Here is a 20,102-nt window from a genome sequence, read left to right as displayed (position 1 = left end):
CCTCCCGACGATGCGCAGCGTGAAGAAGCTCGCCCGAGACGAGCGCTCCAGCCTGGCCGAGTTGCTCGGCTCCCTGACGGAGGAGGAGTGGGATTCACCGTCGCTGTGCGCGGGGTGGTCGGTCCGTGACGTCGTCGCCCATCACCTCAGCTACGACGAGTTGACCACCGCCGCGATGGTGGCCAGGTTCGGGCGGAACCTCTTCCGGTTCGACCGCGCCAACGACGACGGGCTCGACGCGATGGTCGGCGTCGGACCGGAGCAGCTGCTGGACCTGCTGCGGCGACACCTGACGCCGTCGGGATTGCCCACCGCGTTCGGCAGCCGAATCGCGTTGCTGGACTGCATGATCCACCAACAGGACATCCGCCGCCCACTTGGAAGGCCGCGGGAGATCCCCGCCGAGCGTTTGGTCCCGGCACTCGACTTCGCCCTGTTCGCGCCGCCGATCCACGCCCGGCGTCGGACACGGGGATTGACACTGGTCGCCGAGGACCTCGCCTGGCGGGCGGGCCGCGGACCGGCGGTGGCCGGCCCGGGCGAGGCCATCCTGATGGCGGTGGCCGGCCGGCGCGGGGTGACCGACGCGCTGTCGGGTCCGGGCGTGCCGATCCTGCGCGAACGCCTCGGGGAGGGCTAGGTCCGGCCGCGGACGCGGTTGCGGCCGAGCCAGCGGCAGGCGATGTAGATCAGGAACGAGATCGTCGTGACGAAGACCGATACCGGGAGTCTCGGTGCCAGGGAGAGGATCAGGCCGCCGATGGCCGCCACCTCCGCGAAGACGATGGCGACGAGCGTGACGACGGTGGGATTCGACGAGATGCGCATCGCGGCGGCACCCGGCGTGATGACGAGCGACATGACCAGCAGCGCGCCGATCACCTGGACTGCTTGGGAGCAGGCCAGGCCCATCGCGAACGCGAAGACGACCGAGAGCGTCTTCGCCGGCACGCCGTTGGCCAGGGCGACGCGCGGGTCGACCGAGGCGAACAGGAGGGGTCGGTAGATCACGGCGAGGATCGCGAGCACGATCGCGGTGGTGATCGCGATCGCGACCACGCCCTCACTGCCGACGCTGACGACTTGACCGGTGAGCAGTGCGAATCCCGCCTGGGCGCCGCGACCGTACAGGGCCAGGAACAGCACGCCCAGACCGAGGCCGAAGGCCATGACGACGCCGATCACCGAATCGCGCTCCCGCGCCCGGTTGCCGAGCAGGCCGAATGTCAGCGCCGCGGCTATCGCGCCGACGGTCGCGCCGGCGTTCACGCTCACCCCGGCCAGCAGGGCCGCGGCCGCACCGGTCACCGTCAACTCGCTGATGCCGTGGACGGCGAAGGACATCTGCCGGGTGACGATCAGCGGCGACAGGACACCGCCGAGCAGGCCCAGCAGGGCCAGCGCGATGATCGCCTGGATGACGAAGTCGCGTCCGAGTAGATCCCACGTCGTCGCGAAGTCGAAGAAGTCAGACACCCGCCGCCTCGTTCTCGCAGTGGTGCGCGTCCTCCGCGCCCAACACGATCAGGCGACCGCCGATGCGGGTCACGTCGACCCGGCTGCCGTACAGCGCCGAGAGCACCTCGGTGGTCATCACCTCGTCGGGGGTGCCGATCACGAAACGACCGCCGGCCAGGTACAGGATGCGGTCGACGTAGGGCAGCACCGGGTTGATCTCGTGGGTGACGAATATCAGCGAGGTGTCGGCGCTGCGGCGGCGCTGGTCGAGCAGTTCCAGGACGCGCTGTCCGCTCCCGGGGTCCAGGCTGGAGAGCGGTTCGTCGCACAGGAGCAGCTCGGGGTCGCGGGTGAGGGCCTGCGCGACGCGCAGCCGCTGCTGCTCGCCGCCGGACAGCAGGCCGAACGGCCGGTTGGCGAAGGCCGCGGCATCCACCTGCGCCAGCGCGTCGTCGACGAGTCTGCGACGACGGGTCTTGCCGCGCAGCCCGATGCCCCAGGCGCCGCCGTCGACCCCGAATCCGACGAGGTCGCGACCGCGCACGGCCAGCGGATCCGCGTCGTCGGCGTGCTGCTGGGGGACGTAACCGATCCGGTCGGTGGTTTCGACGGAGCCGGCGGCCGGCTCCAATTGGCCCAGGAGCAGACGCAGGAGCGAGGTCTTGCCCGACCCGTTCGGGCCGAGGACCGCGATGAACTCGCCCCGCGCGATGGACAGGGTCAGACCCCGCCACAACACGCGACCGCCGACGTCGAGATCGACGTCGACGAGTCGCGCTACCGGGTTTCCGGTGCTATTCGGTTCGGATGTCACTTGTCGAGAGCCTGGGCGAGGGCGTCGATCTGCGCCCCCTGCCACTGCGTGTACGACGTGACGCCCTGCGGCAGCGTCTCGGTCATGGTGACGACGGGGACGCCGGCCTTCTCGGCGGTGGTGCGCACGGCGACGGTCACGTCGTCGGTGGACTGGGCGTTGTACAGCAGCGCCTTGGCGGTGTGCGAGGTCAGCAGGTCGTCGAGGGCGGCGCGGTCGGCGGCCGAGGGCGACTCGCCCTCCTCGACGGCGGCGGTGAAGGCCGGGGGAGCGGCGTCGACCAGGCCGGCGGCCTGCAGCAGGTAACCGCCGAGGGGCTCGGTCTGGACGACCTTGGTGCCGCGGTGCTTCGCCGCGATCGCGTCGACTTTGGCCTGCAGGCCGTCGATCTCCTTGCCGAAGCCCTCGGCGTTGCGGCGGAAGTCGGCGGCGTGGTCGGGGGCGCGCTTGCTCAGCGCGTCGGCCAGCGCGCCGCTGACGCGGCGGACGGCGGTGAAGTTGTAGAAGACGTGCTCGTTGGGCTGCTTCGAGCCGTGGTGCACATGGGCGCCGTGCTCGTCGGCGTGGTCGGCGCCGGTGATCCCGGCGAAGGCGGCCGCGTCGATGACCGTCGCGTCCTTACCCTTCTGGGCGTCGGTCAGGTACTGGTCGTAGTGCGCACCGTTCAGCAGGACGATGTTCGCGTCGGCGATCTGGGCGGAATCGGCTGCCGACGGGGTGAACTCGTGCGGGTCGCCGGTGGCAGAGGTGAACAGCACCTTGACGGTGGCGTGGTCGCCCGCGACGGACTTCGCGATCGCCCCCCAGACATCGGTGGACGTCACGATGACCGGGCCGGTGGCGGGCGAGGTGTTGGAGTTGTCGGTACTCGAGCAACCCGAGACGGCCGCGGTGAGCAGCAGGGCCGCGCCGGCGGCGATGGCGGAGAGGCGGACGGAACGACGCACTGGAACCTCACTTCAAGGGGTAACGGCCCGGGCGGGAACCGCTAAATGAAAACCGTTCCCGAAGATAGTGGCCGCCCGGGGTGCGCACAAATAGGTCCGCGCCTATACGTCGCGCCCGACGACGACCGGCACGACGAAGGTGCGCAGCAGCGCGGCCTCCTCGTCGACGGTGCCCCCCGGGTTGCCCAGCAGCGAGAGCATCACGCGGACCAGCCAGCGCGAGCGCTGCGCGAGTACCGGCTCGTCCATCCCCGGGTCGATGCCGCGCAGGAAGCCGCGGGCGAGTTCGTCGATCACCGGGGAGAGGGCGGCGATGGCCGCGCCCGTGGCGGGCGCGTCCGGTGAGAACCAGTTGGCGAAGGCGGCATTGCCGCGCACGAGGCGCAGAGCCGTCGTCACCGCCGCCACCAGTCGTTCGCCCGGGTCCGTCGCCGCCGGCGCGTTCGCGACCGCACGTGCCACGCGGCGGGCGGAGCGCTCGACGAAGGCGGCTTGCACGGCTTCGCGGCTGGGGAAATAGCGGTAGAGCGTGGCCCGGGAACAGCCGATCGCCTCGGCGAGTGCGCGCATGGTCACCCCGTCGACGCCGTGCACGGCATAGAGCTCTTCGGCGGTGTCGAGGATGCGCTGTGCGGCGGCATCGGTGCGCCGGGTCCGCCAGCGGTCGTCGGTGGTGGCGTCGGTCGTCACCGACGGGCTCCCGGATAGAAGGGCACGTAGTCCGGGCGTCGGACGTAATTGCCCTCCGCCCAGGTGATCCCGTCCGGGTCGACGTCGAAATCGGGAAATCTAGCGAGCAGCTCGGTCAGCGCCACCCGCGACTGCATCCGTGCCGCGGCGGCCCCCAGGCAATGGTGGTTGCCGTGGCTGAAGGTGAGGATCGACCGGGGTTCCCGCTCGACCCTCAGCTGCGCCGCGTCGGGCCCGAATTTTTCCGGGTCGCGGTTGGCCGCCGCGTAGCACAGCAGCACCTTGCGGCCGGCGGGAATGGTGACCGGTCCGCGCGGGGTGTCGGGATAGTCGACGTCGCGGGTGGTGGTGCGGGCCAACCCCTGCACCGGGGAGGTCAGTCGCAGCAGTTCCTCCACGGCCGGGCCGGTGCGCGCCGGATCGTCGACGAGCAGGCGCCGCTGCGCGGGATGTGCGGCGAGGAGTTCGACGCTGCCGCCGAGCATCCCGGTCGTCGTGTCGTTGCCGCCGGCGACCATCGTGAAGGCGAAGGCCAGGATCGAGACCAGACCCTGCGGGTCGTCGGCGAGGCCGGCGTCCACCAGTGCGGACACGGTGTCGTCGCCCGGATGGCTGCGGCGGAACCCGACGAGTTCGCCGAAGTAGGCCAGCATCTCGGCGGTCGCGTCCCCGGCGCCGGTCGGCGTGCCGCTCGACGTGGCGCCGACGATCGCCTGCGTCCACCCGTCGAACCGCGGCCAATCCTCCTCGGGGACGCCCAGGTAGTGCGCGACCACCATCGACGGCAGCGGCTTGAACAGGGTGGCGACGATGTCGGCCGGTGCGTCGCGGCGGTCGGCGATCGCGTCGAGGCGCTCGGTGACGAAAGCGCGTACCCGGGGCTCGACGTCGACGACCTGTTTGGGTGTGAATCCGCGGGCCACCAGCTTGCGGAACGCGGTATGCGCCGGTGGGTCCTGCATGACCAGCGGCGGGTTGTCGACCATTCCGATGGCCTCGAGTTCGCCATAGGCGACGGTGAGACCGTCGGCCGAGGAGAAGGTGGCGGCATCGTTGGCCGCCGCCCAGACGTCGGCGTGGCGGGTGAGGACCCAGTACTCGCCGGGGTCGCCCGCGCGCCGAGTCCGCGTGGTGACGCGATGCACCGGGTCGTCGGCCCGCAGCTCGTCGTACATGGGGAACGGATCGCGCCAGGTGTCCGCCGACCGCAGCCGGTAGCGCGGTGTGTCGTGGGACACAATGGTATTCATGTCTGAAAAATAAGACATATCGCTAAAAGTGTCAATGGTGCGCGTCCACCGCTGAACGCGGCGTGCGAGCGGCGTATTCTCGCGCCGTGACCAGGATCGACGGGCAGGCCCCTGCGCTGCGCACGCTGACGACGGGCGTCGTCGCCGTCGTCTGTGCGGCGGCCGTCGCCGCGCTCGCGTGGCATCTGCTGGTCATCCCGCTGACCCACGGCTACGGGATCTTCACCAACGGCGTCGACACCCGGGTGTACCGGGGCGGCGCCCGTGCCGTCCTCGACGGCCGTTCGCTCTACAACGAGCCGGTGTACCGCTGGTGGTGGTACACCTATCCGCCCTTCGCCGCGCTGGTGATGGTGCCGCTCGGATTGATCAGCCAACTCCACGCCGTGCGCCTCGTCCAGGTGCTCAACGGCGTCGCGCTGTTCGTCTTCGTGGTCCTCATCCTGCGCGCCCTCGGCTTCCGGGCCGATCGGCGGTTCTGGGTCACCGCCGTCGCGGCCACCATCGCGTCGACGTTGCTGGAACCGGTGCACACCACGATCTACAACGGCCAGGTCAACCTGTTCCTCGCCGTGCTCGTCGTCGGGTGTCTGACGCTGCCGATGGGCCGGTGGCGCGGCATCGGGGTGGGTCTGGCCGGCGGGATCAAGCTGACCCCGCTGTTCTTCGTGGCCTACTTCGCCGTCACCCGCCGGTGGCGCGCGGCGGTCACCGCGCTGGGCGTGTTCGCGGCGACGGTGGTGATCGGCCTCGTGGTGCTGCGGGGCCAGGCGTGGAGCTATTGGACCCGCTCGGCCGACGACACCGACCACATCGGTGTCGAATCCGATCCGCCGAACCAGTCGATCCACGGCGTATTCGCCCGGATGTCCGAACTCGGCCTGTGGCATGTGCCGACCTGGACCTGGGTCTTCGCCGCCGCGGTGGCGGCCGTGGTGGGGCTCTACACGGTCTGGCGGGCCGATCGGGTCGGCGCGACGATGCTCGGCATCACCGTTGCCGGGATGACCTCCTGTGCCGTCTCGCCGTTCAGCTGGGGCCACCACTGGGTGTGGCTGGTCCCGCTGATGCTCATCGCGGTGGTCACCGCCGGCGACGCGGCGCACCGCGACCGCCCGCGGACGTGGGCCTGGTGGCTGGCGCCGATCGGCATCGGCATCGGCGGCTTCGTGTGGCGGGTGCAACTCCCGCTCAACGGGCGCCTGGTGTGGCGGGTGGGCAGCTACCGGGTGCTGTGGGATCCGGCCGCCCACGGCGGAAAGGCGGTGCTCGCCGTCCTCGGCTCCGCCTCGTATCTGCTGATTTTCCTCGCGACCCTCGCCGTCACCCTCTGGTGGACCCGGCGCCGGGAGCGAAGCGAGCGGGCCGAACCGTTTGCGCGCCGGGAGCGAAGCGAGCGGGCCTAGTCTCCTCGGCGCCGGGCGAGCGAACCGGATTGATCCGGGGCGCGGCGCTAAGGTGGATCCATGCCTAGCGCGCTACCGCGCCGGATCGCGGTGATCTCGGTGCACACCTCGCCCCTGGCGCAACCCGGGACCGGCGACGCCGGCGGGATGAATGTCTACGTGTGGCAGACGGCGCTGCGCATGGCGCGTCGCGGTGTCGCCGTCGAGATCTTCACCCGGGCGACCTCCTCGTCGGACGAACCTCTCGTGCACGCCGCCCCGGGTGTCCTGGTGCGCCACGTCCAGGCCGGTCCGTTCGAGGGTCTCGACAAGGCGGACCTGCCCGCCCAGCTGTGCGGCTTCTCCGCCGAGGTCCTCGGCGCGGAGGCGGCCCAGGCCAGCGGCTACTACGACCTCGTGCACTCGCACTATTGGCTCTCGGGCCAGGTGGGATGGCTGGCGGCGGCGCGCTGGGGGGTGCCGCTGGTGCATACGGCCCATACCCTGGCCGCGGTCAAGAATGCCGCCCTGGCCGACGGGGACACCGAGGAGCCGCGTCTGCGGATCATCGGGGAGCAGCAGGTCGTCGACGTCGCCGATCGCCTGGTCGCCAATACCGCGACCGAGGCCGGCGAACTCGAGTCGATGTACCACGCCGATCCGGGCAAGATCGACGTCGTGGCCCCGGGGGCCGATCTGGACTGCTTCACACCGGGGTCGGGGGCGCGGGCGCGCGCCGCGCTCGGTTTGGATCCCGACGAGGCGGTCGTGGCCTTCGTGGGACGCATCCAACCCCTCAAGGCCCCCGACGTGCTGCTGCGCGCGGCCGCTCCGCTCATCGAGGCCGCCCGGCAGCGGGGGAGCGTGCCGCTGCGGGTGCTGATCGCCGGCGGCCCGTCGGGAACGGGGCGCGAACACCCGACGGCGCTGGCCGACTTGGCCGGCGAACTCGGTATCGCCGACCGGGTGACCTTCCTGCCGCCGCAGCCGCCGCAGCAGCTGGTGCAGGTCTTCCGCGCCGCGGACGTGGTCGCGGTGCCCAGCTACTCGGAGAGCTTCGGCCTCGTCGCGATCGAGGCGCAGGCCTGCGGTACCCCGGTGCTGGCGGCCGACGTCGGCGGACTCGGGGTGGCGGTCGCCGACGGGCGGACCGGCGTCCTCGTCGACGGCCACGGGGTGGTGCAGTGGAGCAATGCGCTGGAGAAGCTGCTCGCCGACCGTGATCGGCTGGCGGCGATGGGGATCGCCGCCCGGGAGCATGCGGAAAGGTTCTCGTGGGATCGCACCGCCGACGGACTGTTGGCGTCGTACGCACATGCCGTCGAGTCCCGCGCCGCGCACCCGGGGCCGGGTCGACCCGCCCGCGTGCGGTGGCGCCGGCGCGGCCGACAAGGAGTTCAGCTATGACCGACGCCGCGGGCAACCTCCGACTTCTCGAATCGGCGCTGACGCAGCGCGACATCGAGTACAGCCGCAAGTCGTCGGGCGGACCCGACGGCGAGCACGTCGTCCTGGAACTGCCGGGGGAGAAGAAGCTGAAGACGACGGTGCTGCTGACGGCCACCGGGCACGGTGCGCGGGTCGAGGCCTTCGTCTGCCGCCAGCCCGACGAGAACCACGTCGGCGTGTACAAGTACCTGTTGCAGCGCAACCGCCGCCTGTACGGGGTGGCCTACACCGTCGACAACATCGGCGACGTCTACCTCGTCGGGCAGATCAGTTCCGAGGCGTTGACCCCGGACGAGTTGGACCGGGTGCTCGGCCAGGTCCTCGAGGCCGCCGACGGCGATTTCAACGTGCTCCTCGAACTCGGGTTCGCCACGTCGATCCGGCGCGAATGGGCCTGGCGGGTGTCGCGGCGCGAACCCCTGCACAACCTGCTCGCCTTCGAGCATCTCATCGACAAGGAATCGCTGCCCGCACCGGGCGAGCCGCTGCCGGAGCAGTACCGGCCCACCCCGCCCGCCTGATCGCGCTGTGCGAAGATGACAGCCATGAGCAGCAACGGCACCCTGATCTTGATGCGCCACGGCGAGAGCGCGTGGAATGCCTCCAACCAGTTCACCGGCTGGGTCGACGTCCCGCTGACCGAGAAGGGCAGCGCCGAGGCGGTCCGGGCCGGGGAACTGCTCGTCGAGCACGACCTGCTGCCCGACGTGCTCTACACGTCGCTGCTGCGCCGCGCGATCATCACCGCGCAGATCGCCCTCGACACGGCCGATCGCCACTGGATCCCGGTGGTGCGCGACTGGCGCCTCAACGAGCGCCACTACGGCGCGCTGCAGGGGCTGAACAAGGCCGAGACCAAGGAGAAGTACGGCGACGAGCAGTTCATGCTGTGGCGCCGCAGCTACGACACCCCGCCGCCCCCGATCGACCCGGATTCGCAGTACAGCCAGACCGGTGATCCCCGGTACGCGAACCTGCCGCAGGTGCCGCTGACCGAATGCCTCAAGGACGTGGTCACCCGCCTGATCCCGTATTACACGGAGGTCATCGCCGCGGATCTGCGCGCGGGCAAGACCGTGCTGGTCGCCGCGCACGGCAACTCGCTGCGCGCCCTGGTCAAGCATCTGGAGGGCATCTCCGACGCCGATATCGCCGAACTCAACATCCCCACCGGCAACCCGCTGCGCTACGACTTCGACGATGCCGGCCGGCCCACCGGAAAGGGTGTCTACCTCGATCCGGAGGCCGCCGCCGCCGGTGCCGCCGCGGTTGCCGCGCAGGGTCAGAAGTAGCTCTGGCGACACCGTTTGTGTGCGGCTAGGGTGGCGTTATGGCTGACCTTCGTATCGAGCACCAACCTGCCCGCGAACGCTACGAGGCTCACCTCGACGAGGGGGGCTCGGATCTGTCGGTGGGGTATATCGACTACATGAGCGAGCCGGACACCCTGGTGTTGACCCACACCGTCGTCCACGATCAGTTCAGCGGCCGCGGATTCGCCGCTGAGCTGGCCAAGTACGTCCTCGACGACGCCCGTGCCAACGGCAAGAAGATCGTGCCGGTGTGCAGCTACATCCAGGGGTATGTCGCCAAACACCCCGAGTATGCGGACCTGGTCCGCGAGCGCGGCTGACCACCGCGCCAACGGCGGGTAAACGGGGGTCGAATTTAGCCTTTCCGGCTGGGAGTTGCGCCACCTCCCGTCGTACTCTTGTGGTGTGACCGTTGTCCTGATCGTCACGGCGATCGCCGCTGTGCTCGTCGGCTTCGCCATCGGTCGGCTCGTCTTCGGTCAGCCCGTCTTCCTCTTCGACGAGCCCATCACGCCGCTTTCCGTGCTCCCGGCGGCTCCGCCCCAGCCCGAAAGCCTCACCCCGCAGGACCGCAGCGAGCTGCTACGTATGATCGTGCGGCGCTCCGAGCACGGCGTCGTCGTGGTGGAGGAGAGCGGCGACCTCTCGCTGTTCAACGAGGCCGCGGTCAAGCTCGGCCTGGTCGTCGAGAACGAGCTCAACGAGGTCGTCGCCGAGCGGGCAGCGCAGGTGCTCGCCTCCGGCGAGGATGTGCGCTTCGAGTTCGTCCCGCCGCCGACCACCGCCGGATTCCTGGCCACCGCCCGTGCGGCGGCGGCCCACCCGGTTCTCTCGGTGCGCTGTCTCGCGCGGTATGTCGAGCGGGCCGGGGTGCGGTTCATCCTGGTCTTCGGCGACGACGACAGCGAGAACGTGCGCGTGGAGGCCACCCGACGAGACTTCGTCGCCAACGTCAGCCACGAACTCAAGACGCCGGTCGGGGCGATCGGACTGCTCGCCGAGGCACTGCTGGAATCGGCCGACGACCCCGAATCGGTCCGGCACTTCGGCTCGCGCGTCGCCTCGGAGAGCAAGCGGATGGGCAACCTCGTCTCCGAGCTGATCGCCCTGTCCCGTCTGCAGGGCGGCGAGACCCCGGAGTTCGAGCCGGTGGATGTGGACTCCCTCATCGGGGAGGCGCTGGACGCCTCGCAGATCCCGGCGGAGGCCGCCCAGATCACGCTGACGCAGGACGAGTCGTCGGGGATGGCGGTGATGGGCGATCGCCCGCTGCTGATCACCGCCCTGACCAACCTGCTGTCCAACGCGATCGCCTATTCGCCGGCCGGCACCGTGGTGTCGGTGAGCCGTCGGGTCGTCGAACCCGCCGAGGACGGGGAGGAGCCGATGGTGGCGATCGCGGTGACCGATCGCGGCATCGGGATCGCTCCGGCCGACCAGGAGCGGGTGTTCGAGCGGTTCTTCCGCGTCGACAAGGCCCGGTCGCGCCTGACCGGCGGCACCGGGTTGGGGCTGGCGATCGTCAAGCACGTCGCCGCGAACCACTCCGGCAGTATCAGCGTGTGGAGCCGTCCCGGGACGGGCTCCACCTTCACCCTCACCGTTCCGCAGGCACCGGTGGACGCCGACGACGCGTCCGACGCCTCGGAGACAACCAGCCATCTGAGAGAAGAGGAAGTTCTGTGACCCACGTTCTCATCGTCGAAGACGAGGAATCGCTGGCCGACCCGCTGGCGTTCCTCCTGCGCAAGGAGGGGTTCGAGGCCAGCGTCATCAACGACGGCGCGGCCGCCCTGACGGCCTTCGACCGCGTCAACCCCGACATCGTCCTGCTCGACCTGATGCTCCCCGGGATGTCCGGTACCGAGGTGTGCAAGGCGTTGCGCGCCCGCTCGTCGGTGCCGGTCATCATGGTGACCGCCCGCGACAGCGAGATCGACAAGGTGGTCGGGCTCGAACTCGGCGCCGACGACTACGTGACCAAGCCGTACTCGGCGCGCGAACTGATCGCGCGGATCCGCGCGGTGCTGCGCCGCGGCAATGATGCCGTGGGTGACGACGAGCTCGTCGACGGCGTGTTGGAGGCCGGTCCGGTCCGGATGGACGTCGACCGGCACACGGTCAGCGTGAACGGCGAGTCGATCACGCTGCCGCTCAAGGAGTTCGACCTGCTCGAGTTCTTGATGCGCAACGCCGGGCGGGTCCTCACCCGCGGGCAGCTGATCGACCGGGTCTGGGGCGCGGACTACGTCGGCGACACCAAGACGCTCGACGTCCACGTCAAACGGCTCCGCTCGAAGATCGAGCCGGACCCGTCGTCGCCCACCTATCTGCTGACCGTGCGCGGGCTGGGGTACAAGCTCGAGGCTTGAGAGTCAGCCCGGCTGGCGCAGGATGACCTCGGCGAGGCCGCGGATCAGTTCCTCTTCGCGCTCGCCGGGGGTGTGGCCGCTCTGCAGCGCGCGGCGGACGACGGCGATGGGTAGTTCCAGCAGCGCGAAGAGGATCTGATCGGGAGTCGCCCGCGTATGCGGGGCCAGGGCCGTGATGACGTCGCGGCCGTATGCCCGCACCACCTGCTCGATGTCGTCGCCGGTCTGCGCCGATTCGGGCCACTCGTCGGGGTTGAACGTCCGCGCGCCGGCCGCCAGCACCTGGGTCTGGGCCGGGTTGTCCCGACACCAGTCGACGACCCATGCCGCGGTCGCGATACCCCGCTCGATCGTCGGTTCGCCGAGCCGGGTGCGGTAGGCGTCCTGGAAGCGGCGAGAGGTGCGGAGCCACATCTGGGCCAGCAGTGAGGGTCGGTCGGGGAATCGGTGGTAGACCGAGCCGTTCGACGCCCCGGTCGCCTCGGCCACGGCGCCCAACGTCACGGCGCGGATGCCGTGCGCCGCGAAAATCTCGATCGCCGCGTCGATCAGGTCGTCGGCACTGTGTTTCGCCGGCCGACCCATGCGTGAAGTGTATGCTCTGAACCAGTTATAGAGTTAACACTCTAAAAATTGGGAGGGTGCACGAATGACCGCTATTCCACTGAGCGTCGGCGAGGAGATCCTCGCCGCCCAGCCGTTCAACGACCTGATCGGCGCGCGGCTCACCCGCTTCGAACCGGGCGAGGCCGTGCTGGAGCTCGACATCGCCGATCGCCACCGCCAACAGTTCGGCGTGGTGCACGGCGGGGTGCTGTCCTACCTCGTCGACAACACGCTGACCTTCGCCTGCGGCACCGTGCTGGGGGCGGGCATCGTCACCGCGGGGCTGACGGTGAGCTACCTCGCCGCCGCACGCGACGGGGTCTTGCGCGCCACCGCGACGGTCACCGCACATGCCGGGCGGCGCGCGGTCGCGACCGTGACCGTCGAGGAGATCGCGCCCGACGGGACGGCCCGTACCTGTGCCGCCGGGCAGGGCTCGGCGGTGGCGACCCGCGCCTAGAGGATCTCGTACTTGATGTCGGTCTCGCGCCGATCGGTGGCCGCGGCGGTGGCCGGGTGCACGGCGATCAGGCCCAGCCCGGCGCGGCGACGGCAGACCGCGGCCAGTTCGGCGTAGGCCGCGGCGCCGATCAGCTCGGTGAGTTCGGGCGCGTAGGACTCCCACACCTGGCTCGCGCCCACGTGCGCGTCGGGCGAACCGGAGCAGTACCAGGCCAGATCGTGCCCGCCCTCGCCCCAGCCCCGGCGGTCGTATTCGGTGATGGTGTCGACGAGGATCTGCGTCCCGTCCGGGCGCTCCTCCCACTCCTGGGTCCGCCGCACCGGCAGCTGCCAGCACACGTCGGGTTTCACGGTCAGCGGCTCGAGACCCTTGCGCAGCGCCATCGCGTGCAGCGCGCACCCGGGACCGCGTGCGAACCCGGGACGGTTCAGGAAGACGCACGCCCCCTCGTGGACCCGCGTCTTGAGGGCCGGCTCGCCGTCGTTCTCGTCCTCGATCAGGTAGCCGTCCGGGCCCAGGGGGTCCGCGCCGCCGCCGATGTCGGCGAACTGCCAGTCGTCGGGGGCCAGCATCGCGACACCGGCTTCCAGGCGGGCCCGGTCGTCCGCGTCGGACAGGTAGGCGCCGTGCGTGCAGCACCCGTCGTCGGGGCGGCCGGCGACGATCCCGGCGCACGCGGGGGTGCCGAATACGCAGGTCCAGTGCGAACACAACCACGTCAGGTCGGCCCGGACCCAGTGCTCGGGATCGGCGGGATCGGCGAACTCATACCATTCGCGCGGGAAATCGAGGTCTGCTTCGGGCTGCACCCCACCAACTTAGTGCCGTGCGGACCGGATGATGCCGTCGGTGAGACACGCCCGGGCAAATCACGGTCGGCGCCGCCGAGCCACTACCGTGGGTAGACGTGCGACTAGGAGTTCTGGACATCGGCAGCAACACCGTCCACCTGTTGGTGGTCGATGCGCACCGCGGGGGACACCCGAATCCGATGAGTTCGACGAAATCACTGCTCCGGCTGGCCGAGCGGATCGAGCCGGACGGACGGCTCGCCGAGGAGGCCTCCGCCGATCTCATCACCGCGATCGGCGAATTCACCGGCATCGCGCGCACCTCCGGCTGCGAGCAGGTCATGGCCTTTGCGACCTCGGCGGTCCGCGACGCCACCAACAGCGACGACGTCCTGGCCGAGGTCCGCGAGAAGACCGGCGTCGAGATCAGCGTGCTGTCCGGGCGCGACGAGGCCCGGCTCACGTCGCTGGCGGTACGGCGCTGGTACGGCTGGAGTGCCGGGCGGATCCTGGCGCTCGACATCGGTGGCGGCTCGCTGGAGATGTCCAACGGGGTCGACGAGGAGCCCGACGTCGCGCTCTCGGTGCCATTGGGCGCCGGGCGCCTCACCCGGGACTGGCTACCCGGCGACCCGCCCGACCGGCGGCGCATCAACGTGTTGCGCGACTGGCTCGACGCCGAGCTGAAGCCGGTGGCCGCCGAGCTGCGCGCCCCCGGCCCGCCCGACCTGGCGGTGGGGTCGTCGAAGACCTTCCGCAGCCTGGCGCGCCTGACCGGGGCGGCACCGTCGAGTGCAGGTCTGCGGGTGCGGCGGCAACTGACCGCCAGCGGCCTGCGTCAGCTCATCGCCTTCATCTCCCGGATGACCCGTGCCGATCGGGCCGATCTCGAAGGTGTCAACGCGAGTCGGGCGGGACAGTTGGTGGCGGGCGCGCTGGTCGCCGAGGCGGCTATGCGGGCGCTCGATCTAGATACACTCGATATCTGTCCGTGGGCGCTTCGAGAAGGAGTGATTCTGCGCCGCTTGGATTCGGACGCGTTCGACGACGAACTGCCCGTGCTCGACTCGACCAGCCCGCGATGACCGACGACAAGTGAGGATGTAGGCGAATGGCCAAGGATGATCCGGAGTCCCGACCCATCCCGGTCTCGGAGTTGTTGGCACGCACCCGCGACGCGGCTGCCGCCGCTGCTGCGGACACCGGCGAGATCCCGCGCGTCGCTTTCCCCCGATCGGCCAACCCGGTGGTGCAACGCGCCGTCCGACCCCAGCCGGACCCGGGCCCGGCCGCACCGGCCGCGCGGGTGGAGCCCCGCACGGCCAGCGGGATGCCCGCCTATCGGCAACCCGCCGCCGCGGCGGGCCAGGAGGGCGAGCCCAGCGTCGAGGAGTCGAACCGGGTGACCGGCATCATCCCGGCCGTCGAGGGCGCCACGGCGCAGACGGCGGCCGTCGAGGCGTCGCAAGAACCGCAGACGGGGTCGTTCCTGCGCACCGACGAGGACGTCGACTTCGAGTCCTATCGCAACTTCGACGATGTGATCGCCACCGAGGAGTCCGCCGGCGAGCGCAAGCGGGGGCTGTTCGGCCGGCGCAAACGCGGCAAGGACGCGGGTGGCGAGCCGGAGCCGGAGTCGACCGCGCTGTTCACCGACTCGGTGATCGAGGTGACGGCCGAGACGACCAATGCCATTCCGGCGGTGCCGACCGGGGCGATCCCGTCGTCGTCCGAGGAGACCACCTCGCTCGTGCCGGTCGACGCCGAGGACCTGTACGAGGATGCGATCCCGGTGGTGGACCAACCCCTCGTCGACCCCGTCACCGGCCGGTTCGTCGCACCGAAGGCGGCCGAGCCCAGGCGGTCGCCCGAGCCCGCCGCCGATGACTCGGCCCCGGCGATCACCCCGTCGCGCACCAAGCGCACCACCGCGCCGCCCGTGTATGCGGCGGCGACGACCGACGACGAGGAGATCGTCGACGTCCAGACGGAGCAGGCTGAGCAGTCGCGGGACGCGCGGCGCTCCCGTCGGGTGCGGGCCGGACGGGCCGAAGCCGAGACGGTCGATTCCGGACGCCTCGCGCGCAAGTCGACCGCGGATGTCGTCGACGAGGCACCCCTGGCGTCGAAGCACTCGGCCAGCACGCAGTGGGTCATCGTCATCGGGCAGATGCTCGCGGGCTTGGTCCTGGGAGCGGCCGCCTTCTGGGGCTTCGTCCAGCTGTGGCGGTGGAACGTCTACTTCGCGCTGGTGCTGTCGGCGATCGTGATCGCAGGCATCGTCTCGCTGGTCCACGTCGTGCGCCGCAGGCACGACCTGTCGACCACATTGCTCGCGCTGGGCGTCGGGCTCTTCATCACCATCGGGCCGCTGATCCTGCTGGCGACCTCGTGATCCTGGAGGAAGTGCCGGTCGGGCTCTCCACCGCCTCGGTCTACCCGCAGGGCATCGAGGCGGCGTTCCGCTACGCCGCGGACCTCGGATACGACGGGGTGGAGGTCATGGTGTGGGGCGACCCCATCAGCCAGGACATCCGCCGCGTCGAGATGCTCTCGCACGACTACCAGATGCCGGTGCTCTCGATACATGCGCCGTGCCTGGTCATCTCGCAGCGGGTATGGGGGCGCGACCCGATCCGCAAGCTGGCCAGATGCGTCGAGGCCGCCGACGCCCTCGGCGCCCCGACCGTCGTCGTCCATCCGCCGTTCCGGTGGCAGCGGGCCTACGTCGCCGCGTTCTCCGACCTGGTGGGCGAATTGGAATCCGACAGCGGCATCGCCGTCGCCGTGGAGAACATGTTCCCGCTGCGGGCCGACCGGTTCTTCGGCGCGGGGGAGCGCTCGGTGCGCCGACTGCAGGCCCGCGGCGGGAGTGCCGGGCTGTCGGCGTCGGCCTTCGGCAAGTCGATCGATCCGACCGACGACGGCTACGCCAACTACACGCTGGACCTCTCGCACACGGCCACTGCCGGTATGGATGCGTTGGCATTGTTCGAGCGGATGGCCTCGGGGATGCGGCACCTGCACCTCACCGACGGGGACGGTGCCGCCCATGACGAACATCTGATCCCCGGCGACGGCGGTCAGCCGTGCGGCGAGATCTGCCGTCGGATCGCGGCCAGCGACTTCGACGGGGCGGTGGTCCTCGAGGTCACCACCAGCAGCGCGCGGTCCCGGGACGAGCGCGCCGCGATGCTGGCCCGCTCCCTGGACTTCGCGCGTACCCATCTGAAGCGGCCCGGAGTGGTTGACGGCCCCGATCTGAGCCTGCAGGAGTGGCGCCCGTGAGCCCTTTCGACGACGTGTTGGCGTTGACCGTCGCCGCGCGGGCCGACCGCGAACTCACCTATCGGGCGACGATCGACCCGGTGTTCACGATCGGCCCGAAGGTCCACGGCGGGTCGGCGCAGATGATGATCGTCAACGCGGCGCACGCGGCCTACTGCCAGTGGGCCGGTCTGGATGCCCCGCCGCTGCGGATGGCCGACGGCACGACCCCGGTGCCCGTCGCGGTCACCAGCACCTATCTCAGCGCGCCCGCCCCCGCCGACGTCGAGCTGGTCGCCCGGCTGGTGAAACAGGGGCGCACGGTCTCGGTCGTCGACGTCGACCTCGTGCAGGAGGGGGCGGCGATGATCACCTCGTCGGTGGTCTTCGGCATGCTCGACAGCGGGGAACCGCGCGATCAGGCGTCGCATCCACTACGGGAGATGCCGCCGGCGCCGCCCGCGGATGCCTTCCACCTGGAGGGCTCCCCGATGACGGCGGTCATGCACATGCACCCGGTCGTCGAGTTCGCCCTCGATCCGACGACCTTCCCCGCGGCGTCGGGCGGGAAGGGCGCACCGACCATCCGCGGATGGGTGCGGCCGAAGGATGGCGCCGCCGACCTCCCGTTCGTCACCATGATGTGCGACATCTCGCCGCCGGTGGTGATGAATCTGGGGCTGTTCGGCTGGGCGCCGACGGTGACGCTCTCGACCTATCTGCGCCGCATCCCGGCCCAACCCGACGGCGGATGGCTCCGCTTCGAGAACTCGAGCGTCGAGGTGGGTGCCGGGATGTTCGAGTCCGACCACACCGTTCTGGACGCGGCCGGCATGGTGGTGGGGCAGTCGCGACAGCTCGCGCTGATCCCGGCCAAGCCCGTCGACGGGCCGCAGACGCCGCCGTCGGACTAGGGTGTAGCGGAATCAGGCAACCGGGGAACGGAGAGTCAATGTCGGAGCGCGTCGCGATCATCGGCGGGGGCAAGATCGGCGAGGCACTGCTCGCCGGGCTGCTGGCCGCCGGGAAGCAGGCCCGCGACCTGGTCGTCGTGGAGCGGTCGGCGGCGCGGGCCGCCGAACTCGCCGACGAGTACAAGGTGTTGGTCACCGACGTCGCGGGCGCGGTGGAGAACGCGCGCGTGGTCGTGATCGCGGTGAAGCCCGAGGCGGTCGACGGGGTGCTCGCCGAGATCGGGCGGGTGGAGGACAACAACGACGCCGAGCGCGTCACGGTCACCCTGGTCGCCGGGCTGCCGACCGCCAAGTACGAGAACGCCCTGCCGGCCGGCTCCCCGGTCATCCGGGTGATGTCGAATACGCCGTTGCTGGTGAACGAGGCGATGAGCGCGATCTCGCCGGGCCGCTACGTGACCGACGAGCAGATCGAGCTGGTCAGCTCCCTCCTCTCCGCGGTGGGCAAGGTGATGGTGGTGCCCGAGCGTCTGATGGATGCGGTCACCGCCGTCTCCGGGTCGGGGCCGGCCTATGTCTTCCTGCTGGCCGAGTCGATGATCGACGCCGGCGTGGCCCTGGGGCTCTCGCGAGCCCAGGCGGCCGAGTTGGCCAAGCAGACGATCCGCGGCGCGGGTGCCATGCTCACCGAGTCGGGGATGACGTCGGTGGACCTGCGGGCCGCGGTGACCTCGCCCGGGGGTACGACGGCCGCGGCGATCATCGAGCTGGAGCGCGGCGGCCTGCGGTCGTCGATGTACTCGGCGACCGCGGCGGCGGCGGCGAAGAGCGCTCAACTCAGCCGTCGATCAGAACTTGAGGGTTCCGCAGGTAACGGCGGAGATGGGCGCGACGGCCGCACATAGCAGGGAATCGAGCAAAGTCCCAGGTGACTCGCCGAGAATGGCCACACTCCGGCAACAAATCAATACTTGTCCGCAACTCCCGTCGCTATTTTCACATCAGCCACGCTAAGCTGCCTTCAGCACGTGCGTGTCAGATGTCCGTCGGAGGGGAAGCCAACGGCCACGACTCGTGCTGTGAGAGGTATGAGTATCAATGGCACCCGCAGACTCTGGTGACCGCAACGGTGGCAACGCGGCTGGATCGCAGTTCCTCACCGTCGCCGAGGTCGCCGCGCTTATGCGCGTCTCCAAAATGACCGTCTACCGCCTGGTTCACAACGGCGAACTCCCGGCCGTGCGCGTCGGACGTTCGTTCCGCGTACACGCCAAGGCGGTCCACGACTATCTGGAGACGTCGTACTTCGACGTCGGCTAGAAGCACGCCGACACTATTTCTCCTCGACCACCCCGGCCACCGTGTTCGGCCGGGGTTCCGTCGTGTCGACATCCACCCAGGACAGCCCACGCAGGGGAAGGCGCGCCAGCCTCAGCCTCTGGGTGTGTTCTGCGTGGGCATTCAAACGTCTTAGGTCTTGACCAGTTGGGAGACGCGTCCTCGTGAGACCCCAAGGATTGCCGCGGAATCGGTGACAGAGAAGCCGGCGTCACGAAGCTGGCGCGCGACTGCGCGGGACTTCGCAGCCGCTTCGACGGTAGCCTCAGATGCGTGCACGGTTGCGGAGCGTGCGGCACGTACCGCGTCGGCGAGGTCGCCGATGGCGGGTTCGATGGTGATCTCCCAATCGCTGTGATCGGTGTCCGGGTCGACGGTGTCGAGGTAGTCGCGCACCTGCTCAACGGCGTTGTCGAGGGTGGTGACCTGGGTGGCGGCTTCGTCGTTGAGCCAGAGTTCCCATCCGTGATCCCAACGGTGTGCGGTCGCGGTGATGTTCACTTGTCCTCCTCCTCGATGGCTTTGAGTGCCTTGCGGACCAGGCCGGGTGAGACTTCGCGGGTTTGAGTCAAGACGACGGTGTGCTTCCCCTTCGACCAGACCTGGTGATCGCCCTTGCCTTGCCGTGAGGTGAACCCGGCGGCCCGCAGTTTCGCGGCGAGTTCGTTGTACTTCATCGGCTTGACCATGACTATAGTTTAGCCCCACTAAATACGCAATGTCTAGCCTACCTATATACCTATCTACCTAGGAAGGTGGAGGGCCGGGGTTCCGTCGTGTCGACATCGTGCGGCGGTTGGGCGATCAGTGTGATTAGCAGCGGGCGATTAGGGCCGGTCCCCGGCGGACCGGTAAAGTAGCGGCATTCCCGCCGCGGCCGCTCCGCGGAGAAGAATGAGCAAACGTTAGGAAGCGTTCCCATGGGTTCTGTGATCAAGAAGCGCCGCAAGCGCATGTCGAAGAAGAAGCACCGCAAGCTGCTCCGCCGCACCCGCGTTCAGCGGCGCAAACTCGGCAAGTAAGCGATCACGGCGACCGCCTGTCG

Annotated in this window: 25 protein-coding genes; 16 read left to right on the top strand and 9 right to left on the bottom strand. The window is 69.9% G+C overall.

Annotation, left to right across the window (positions count from 1 at the left end; all coding sequences use genetic code 11):
* The first annotated feature begins 10 nt into the window (after positions 1–10).
* Positions 11–640, top strand: a complete 630-nt coding sequence (locus HUN08_RS15470) for a maleylpyruvate isomerase family mycothiol-dependent enzyme (RefSeq protein ID WP_124247148.1) — start codon at positions 11–13, stop codon at positions 638–640.
* Here HUN08_RS15470 and HUN08_RS15465 read toward each other — a convergent pair.
* The 5 genes from HUN08_RS15465 to HUN08_RS15445 all read right to left on the bottom strand — a co-directional run bounded on the left by HUN08_RS15465 (position 637) and on the right by HUN08_RS15445 (position 5,159).
* Positions 637–1,476: a metal ABC transporter permease gene (locus tag HUN08_RS15465; protein WP_124247089.1), complete on the bottom strand. Its 840-nt coding sequence runs from the start codon at positions 1,474–1,476 to the stop codon at positions 637–639. The genes HUN08_RS15470 and HUN08_RS15465 overlap by 4 nt on opposite strands.
* Positions 1,469–2,197, bottom strand: a complete 729-nt coding sequence (locus HUN08_RS15460) for a metal ABC transporter ATP-binding protein (protein WP_301547007.1) — start codon at positions 2,195–2,197, stop codon at positions 1,469–1,471. The genes HUN08_RS15465 and HUN08_RS15460 overlap by 8 nt, the downstream gene beginning before the upstream one ends.
* Before the next feature lie 71 nt (positions 2,198–2,268).
* A complete protein-coding gene (locus HUN08_RS15455; protein ID WP_124247091.1) occupies positions 2,269–3,219 on the bottom strand; it encodes a zinc ABC transporter substrate-binding protein in 951 nt (316 codons plus the stop codon).
* Positions 3,220–3,321: 102 nt separating this feature from the next.
* Positions 3,322–3,909: a TetR/AcrR family transcriptional regulator gene (locus tag HUN08_RS15450; protein ID WP_124247092.1), complete on the bottom strand. Its 588-nt coding sequence runs from the start codon at positions 3,907–3,909 to the stop codon at positions 3,322–3,324.
* Positions 3,906–5,159: a cytochrome P450 gene (locus HUN08_RS15445; RefSeq protein ID WP_124247093.1), complete on the bottom strand. Its 1,254-nt coding sequence runs from the start codon at positions 5,157–5,159 to the stop codon at positions 3,906–3,908. The genes HUN08_RS15450 and HUN08_RS15445 overlap by 4 nt, the downstream gene beginning before the upstream one ends.
* An 86-nt stretch (positions 5,160–5,245) precedes the next feature.
* Here HUN08_RS15445 and HUN08_RS15440 point away from each other — a divergent pair, with 86 nt between their 5' ends.
* The 7 genes from HUN08_RS15440 (at position 5,246) to HUN08_RS15410 (ending at position 11,678) form a co-directional block, all read left to right on the top strand.
* Positions 5,246–6,565, top strand: coding sequence for a glycosyltransferase 87 family protein (locus HUN08_RS15440; RefSeq protein ID WP_301546757.1), 1,320 nt, complete (start codon positions 5,246–5,248; stop codon positions 6,563–6,565).
* 60 nt (positions 6,566–6,625) lie between these two features.
* Positions 6,626–7,951, top strand: coding sequence for a D-inositol-3-phosphate glycosyltransferase (mshA, locus tag HUN08_RS15435; RefSeq protein WP_124247094.1), 1,326 nt, complete (start codon positions 6,626–6,628; stop codon positions 7,949–7,951).
* Positions 7,948–8,514 carry a YbjN domain-containing protein gene (locus tag HUN08_RS15430; protein WP_124247095.1) on the top strand — a complete coding sequence of 189 codons (567 nt, stop codon included), beginning with the start codon at positions 7,948–7,950 and terminating at the stop codon, positions 8,512–8,514. The genes mshA and HUN08_RS15430 overlap by 4 nt, the downstream gene beginning before the upstream one ends.
* 15 nt (positions 8,515–8,529) lie before the next feature.
* Positions 8,530–9,285, top strand: coding sequence for a phosphoglyceromutase (locus tag HUN08_RS15425; RefSeq protein ID WP_301546756.1), 756 nt, complete (start codon positions 8,530–8,532; stop codon positions 9,283–9,285).
* Positions 9,286–9,323: 38 nt separating this feature from the next.
* A complete protein-coding gene (locus HUN08_RS15420) occupies positions 9,324–9,626 on the top strand; it encodes a GNAT family N-acetyltransferase (protein ID WP_124247097.1) in 303 nt (100 codons plus the stop codon).
* Positions 9,627–9,711: 85 nt separating this feature from the next.
* Complete coding sequence (locus HUN08_RS15415; protein WP_174900946.1) at positions 9,712–10,992, top strand: cell wall metabolism sensor histidine kinase WalK; 1,281 nt, start codon at positions 9,712–9,714, stop codon at positions 10,990–10,992.
* A complete protein-coding gene (locus HUN08_RS15410) occupies positions 10,989–11,678 on the top strand; it encodes a response regulator transcription factor (RefSeq protein WP_124247098.1) in 690 nt (229 codons plus the stop codon). The genes HUN08_RS15415 and HUN08_RS15410 overlap by 4 nt, the downstream gene beginning before the upstream one ends.
* 3 nt (positions 11,679–11,681) lie before the next feature.
* Here the strand turns inward: HUN08_RS15410 and HUN08_RS15405 are convergent, their stop codons facing one another.
* Entirely contained in the window at positions 11,682–12,263 is a 582-nt protein-coding gene (locus HUN08_RS15405; RefSeq protein WP_124247099.1) for a TetR/AcrR family transcriptional regulator, read from the bottom strand.
* A gap of 64 nt (positions 12,264–12,327) precedes the next feature.
* On the opposite strand from HUN08_RS15405, the gene HUN08_RS15400 reads away from it, so the two are divergent.
* Complete coding sequence (locus HUN08_RS15400) at positions 12,328–12,744, top strand: PaaI family thioesterase (RefSeq protein WP_124247100.1); 417 nt, start codon at positions 12,328–12,330, stop codon at positions 12,742–12,744.
* On the opposite strand, the gene HUN08_RS15395 is transcribed toward HUN08_RS15400, so the two are convergent.
* Positions 12,741–13,556, bottom strand: a complete 816-nt coding sequence (locus tag HUN08_RS15395) for a hypothetical protein (RefSeq protein WP_124247101.1) — start codon at positions 13,554–13,556, stop codon at positions 12,741–12,743. The genes HUN08_RS15400 and HUN08_RS15395 overlap by 4 nt on opposite strands.
* A 98-nt stretch (positions 13,557–13,654) precedes the next feature.
* Here HUN08_RS15395 and HUN08_RS15390 point away from each other — a divergent pair, with 98 nt between their 5' ends.
* The 6 genes from HUN08_RS15390 (at position 13,655) to HUN08_RS15365 (ending at position 19,039) form a co-directional block, all read left to right on the top strand.
* Positions 13,655–14,623 carry a Ppx/GppA phosphatase family protein gene (locus tag HUN08_RS15390; protein WP_165353468.1) on the top strand — a complete coding sequence of 323 codons (969 nt, stop codon included), beginning with the start codon at positions 13,655–13,657 and terminating at the stop codon, positions 14,621–14,623.
* Positions 14,624–14,649: 26 nt separating this feature from the next.
* Complete coding sequence (locus tag HUN08_RS15385) at positions 14,650–15,933, top strand: hypothetical protein (RefSeq protein ID WP_124247102.1); 1,284 nt, start codon at positions 14,650–14,652, stop codon at positions 15,931–15,933.
* Complete coding sequence (locus tag HUN08_RS15380) at positions 15,930–16,826, top strand: sugar phosphate isomerase/epimerase (RefSeq protein WP_124247103.1); 897 nt, start codon at positions 15,930–15,932, stop codon at positions 16,824–16,826. Before HUN08_RS15385 ends, HUN08_RS15380 begins: the two co-directional genes overlap by 4 nt.
* The gene (locus HUN08_RS15375) at positions 16,823–17,719 is read left to right on the top strand and encodes a thioesterase family protein (protein ID WP_124247104.1); all 897 of its coding nucleotides are present in this window, start codon (positions 16,823–16,825) and stop codon (positions 17,717–17,719) included. The genes HUN08_RS15380 and HUN08_RS15375 overlap by 4 nt, the downstream gene beginning before the upstream one ends.
* 38 nt (positions 17,720–17,757) lie before the next feature.
* A complete protein-coding gene (gene proC, locus HUN08_RS15370; RefSeq protein WP_124247105.1) occupies positions 17,758–18,624 on the top strand; it encodes a pyrroline-5-carboxylate reductase in 867 nt (288 codons plus the stop codon).
* 193 nt (positions 18,625–18,817) lie between these two features.
* Positions 18,818–19,039: a helix-turn-helix domain-containing protein gene (locus tag HUN08_RS15365; protein WP_124247106.1), complete on the top strand. Its 222-nt coding sequence runs from the start codon at positions 18,818–18,820 to the stop codon at positions 19,037–19,039.
* Positions 19,040–19,189: 150 nt separating this feature from the next.
* Here HUN08_RS15365 and HUN08_RS15360 read toward each other — a convergent pair whose 3' ends face one another.
* Positions 19,190–19,558, bottom strand: coding sequence for an antitoxin HicB (locus HUN08_RS15360; protein WP_124247107.1), 369 nt, complete (start codon positions 19,556–19,558; stop codon positions 19,190–19,192).
* Positions 19,555–19,746, bottom strand: coding sequence for a type II toxin-antitoxin system HicA family toxin (locus HUN08_RS15355; protein WP_124247108.1), 192 nt, complete (start codon positions 19,744–19,746; stop codon positions 19,555–19,557). Before HUN08_RS15355 ends, HUN08_RS15360 begins: the two co-directional genes overlap by 4 nt.
* Before the next feature lie 231 nt (positions 19,747–19,977).
* Between HUN08_RS15355 and HUN08_RS15350 the strand changes: the two genes are divergently transcribed.
* The gene (locus HUN08_RS15350; protein WP_003402602.1) at positions 19,978–20,079 is read left to right on the top strand and encodes an AURKAIP1/COX24 domain-containing protein; all 102 of its coding nucleotides are present in this window, start codon (positions 19,978–19,980) and stop codon (positions 20,077–20,079) included.
* Positions 20,080–20,102 lie beyond the last annotated feature (23 nt).

The sequence above is a fragment of the Gordonia sp. X0973 genome, assembly GCF_013348785.1.
Classification (GTDB): Bacteria; Actinomycetota; Actinomycetes; order Mycobacteriales; family Mycobacteriaceae; genus Gordonia.
This window is presented reverse-complemented; position numbering and strand designations above follow the sequence as displayed.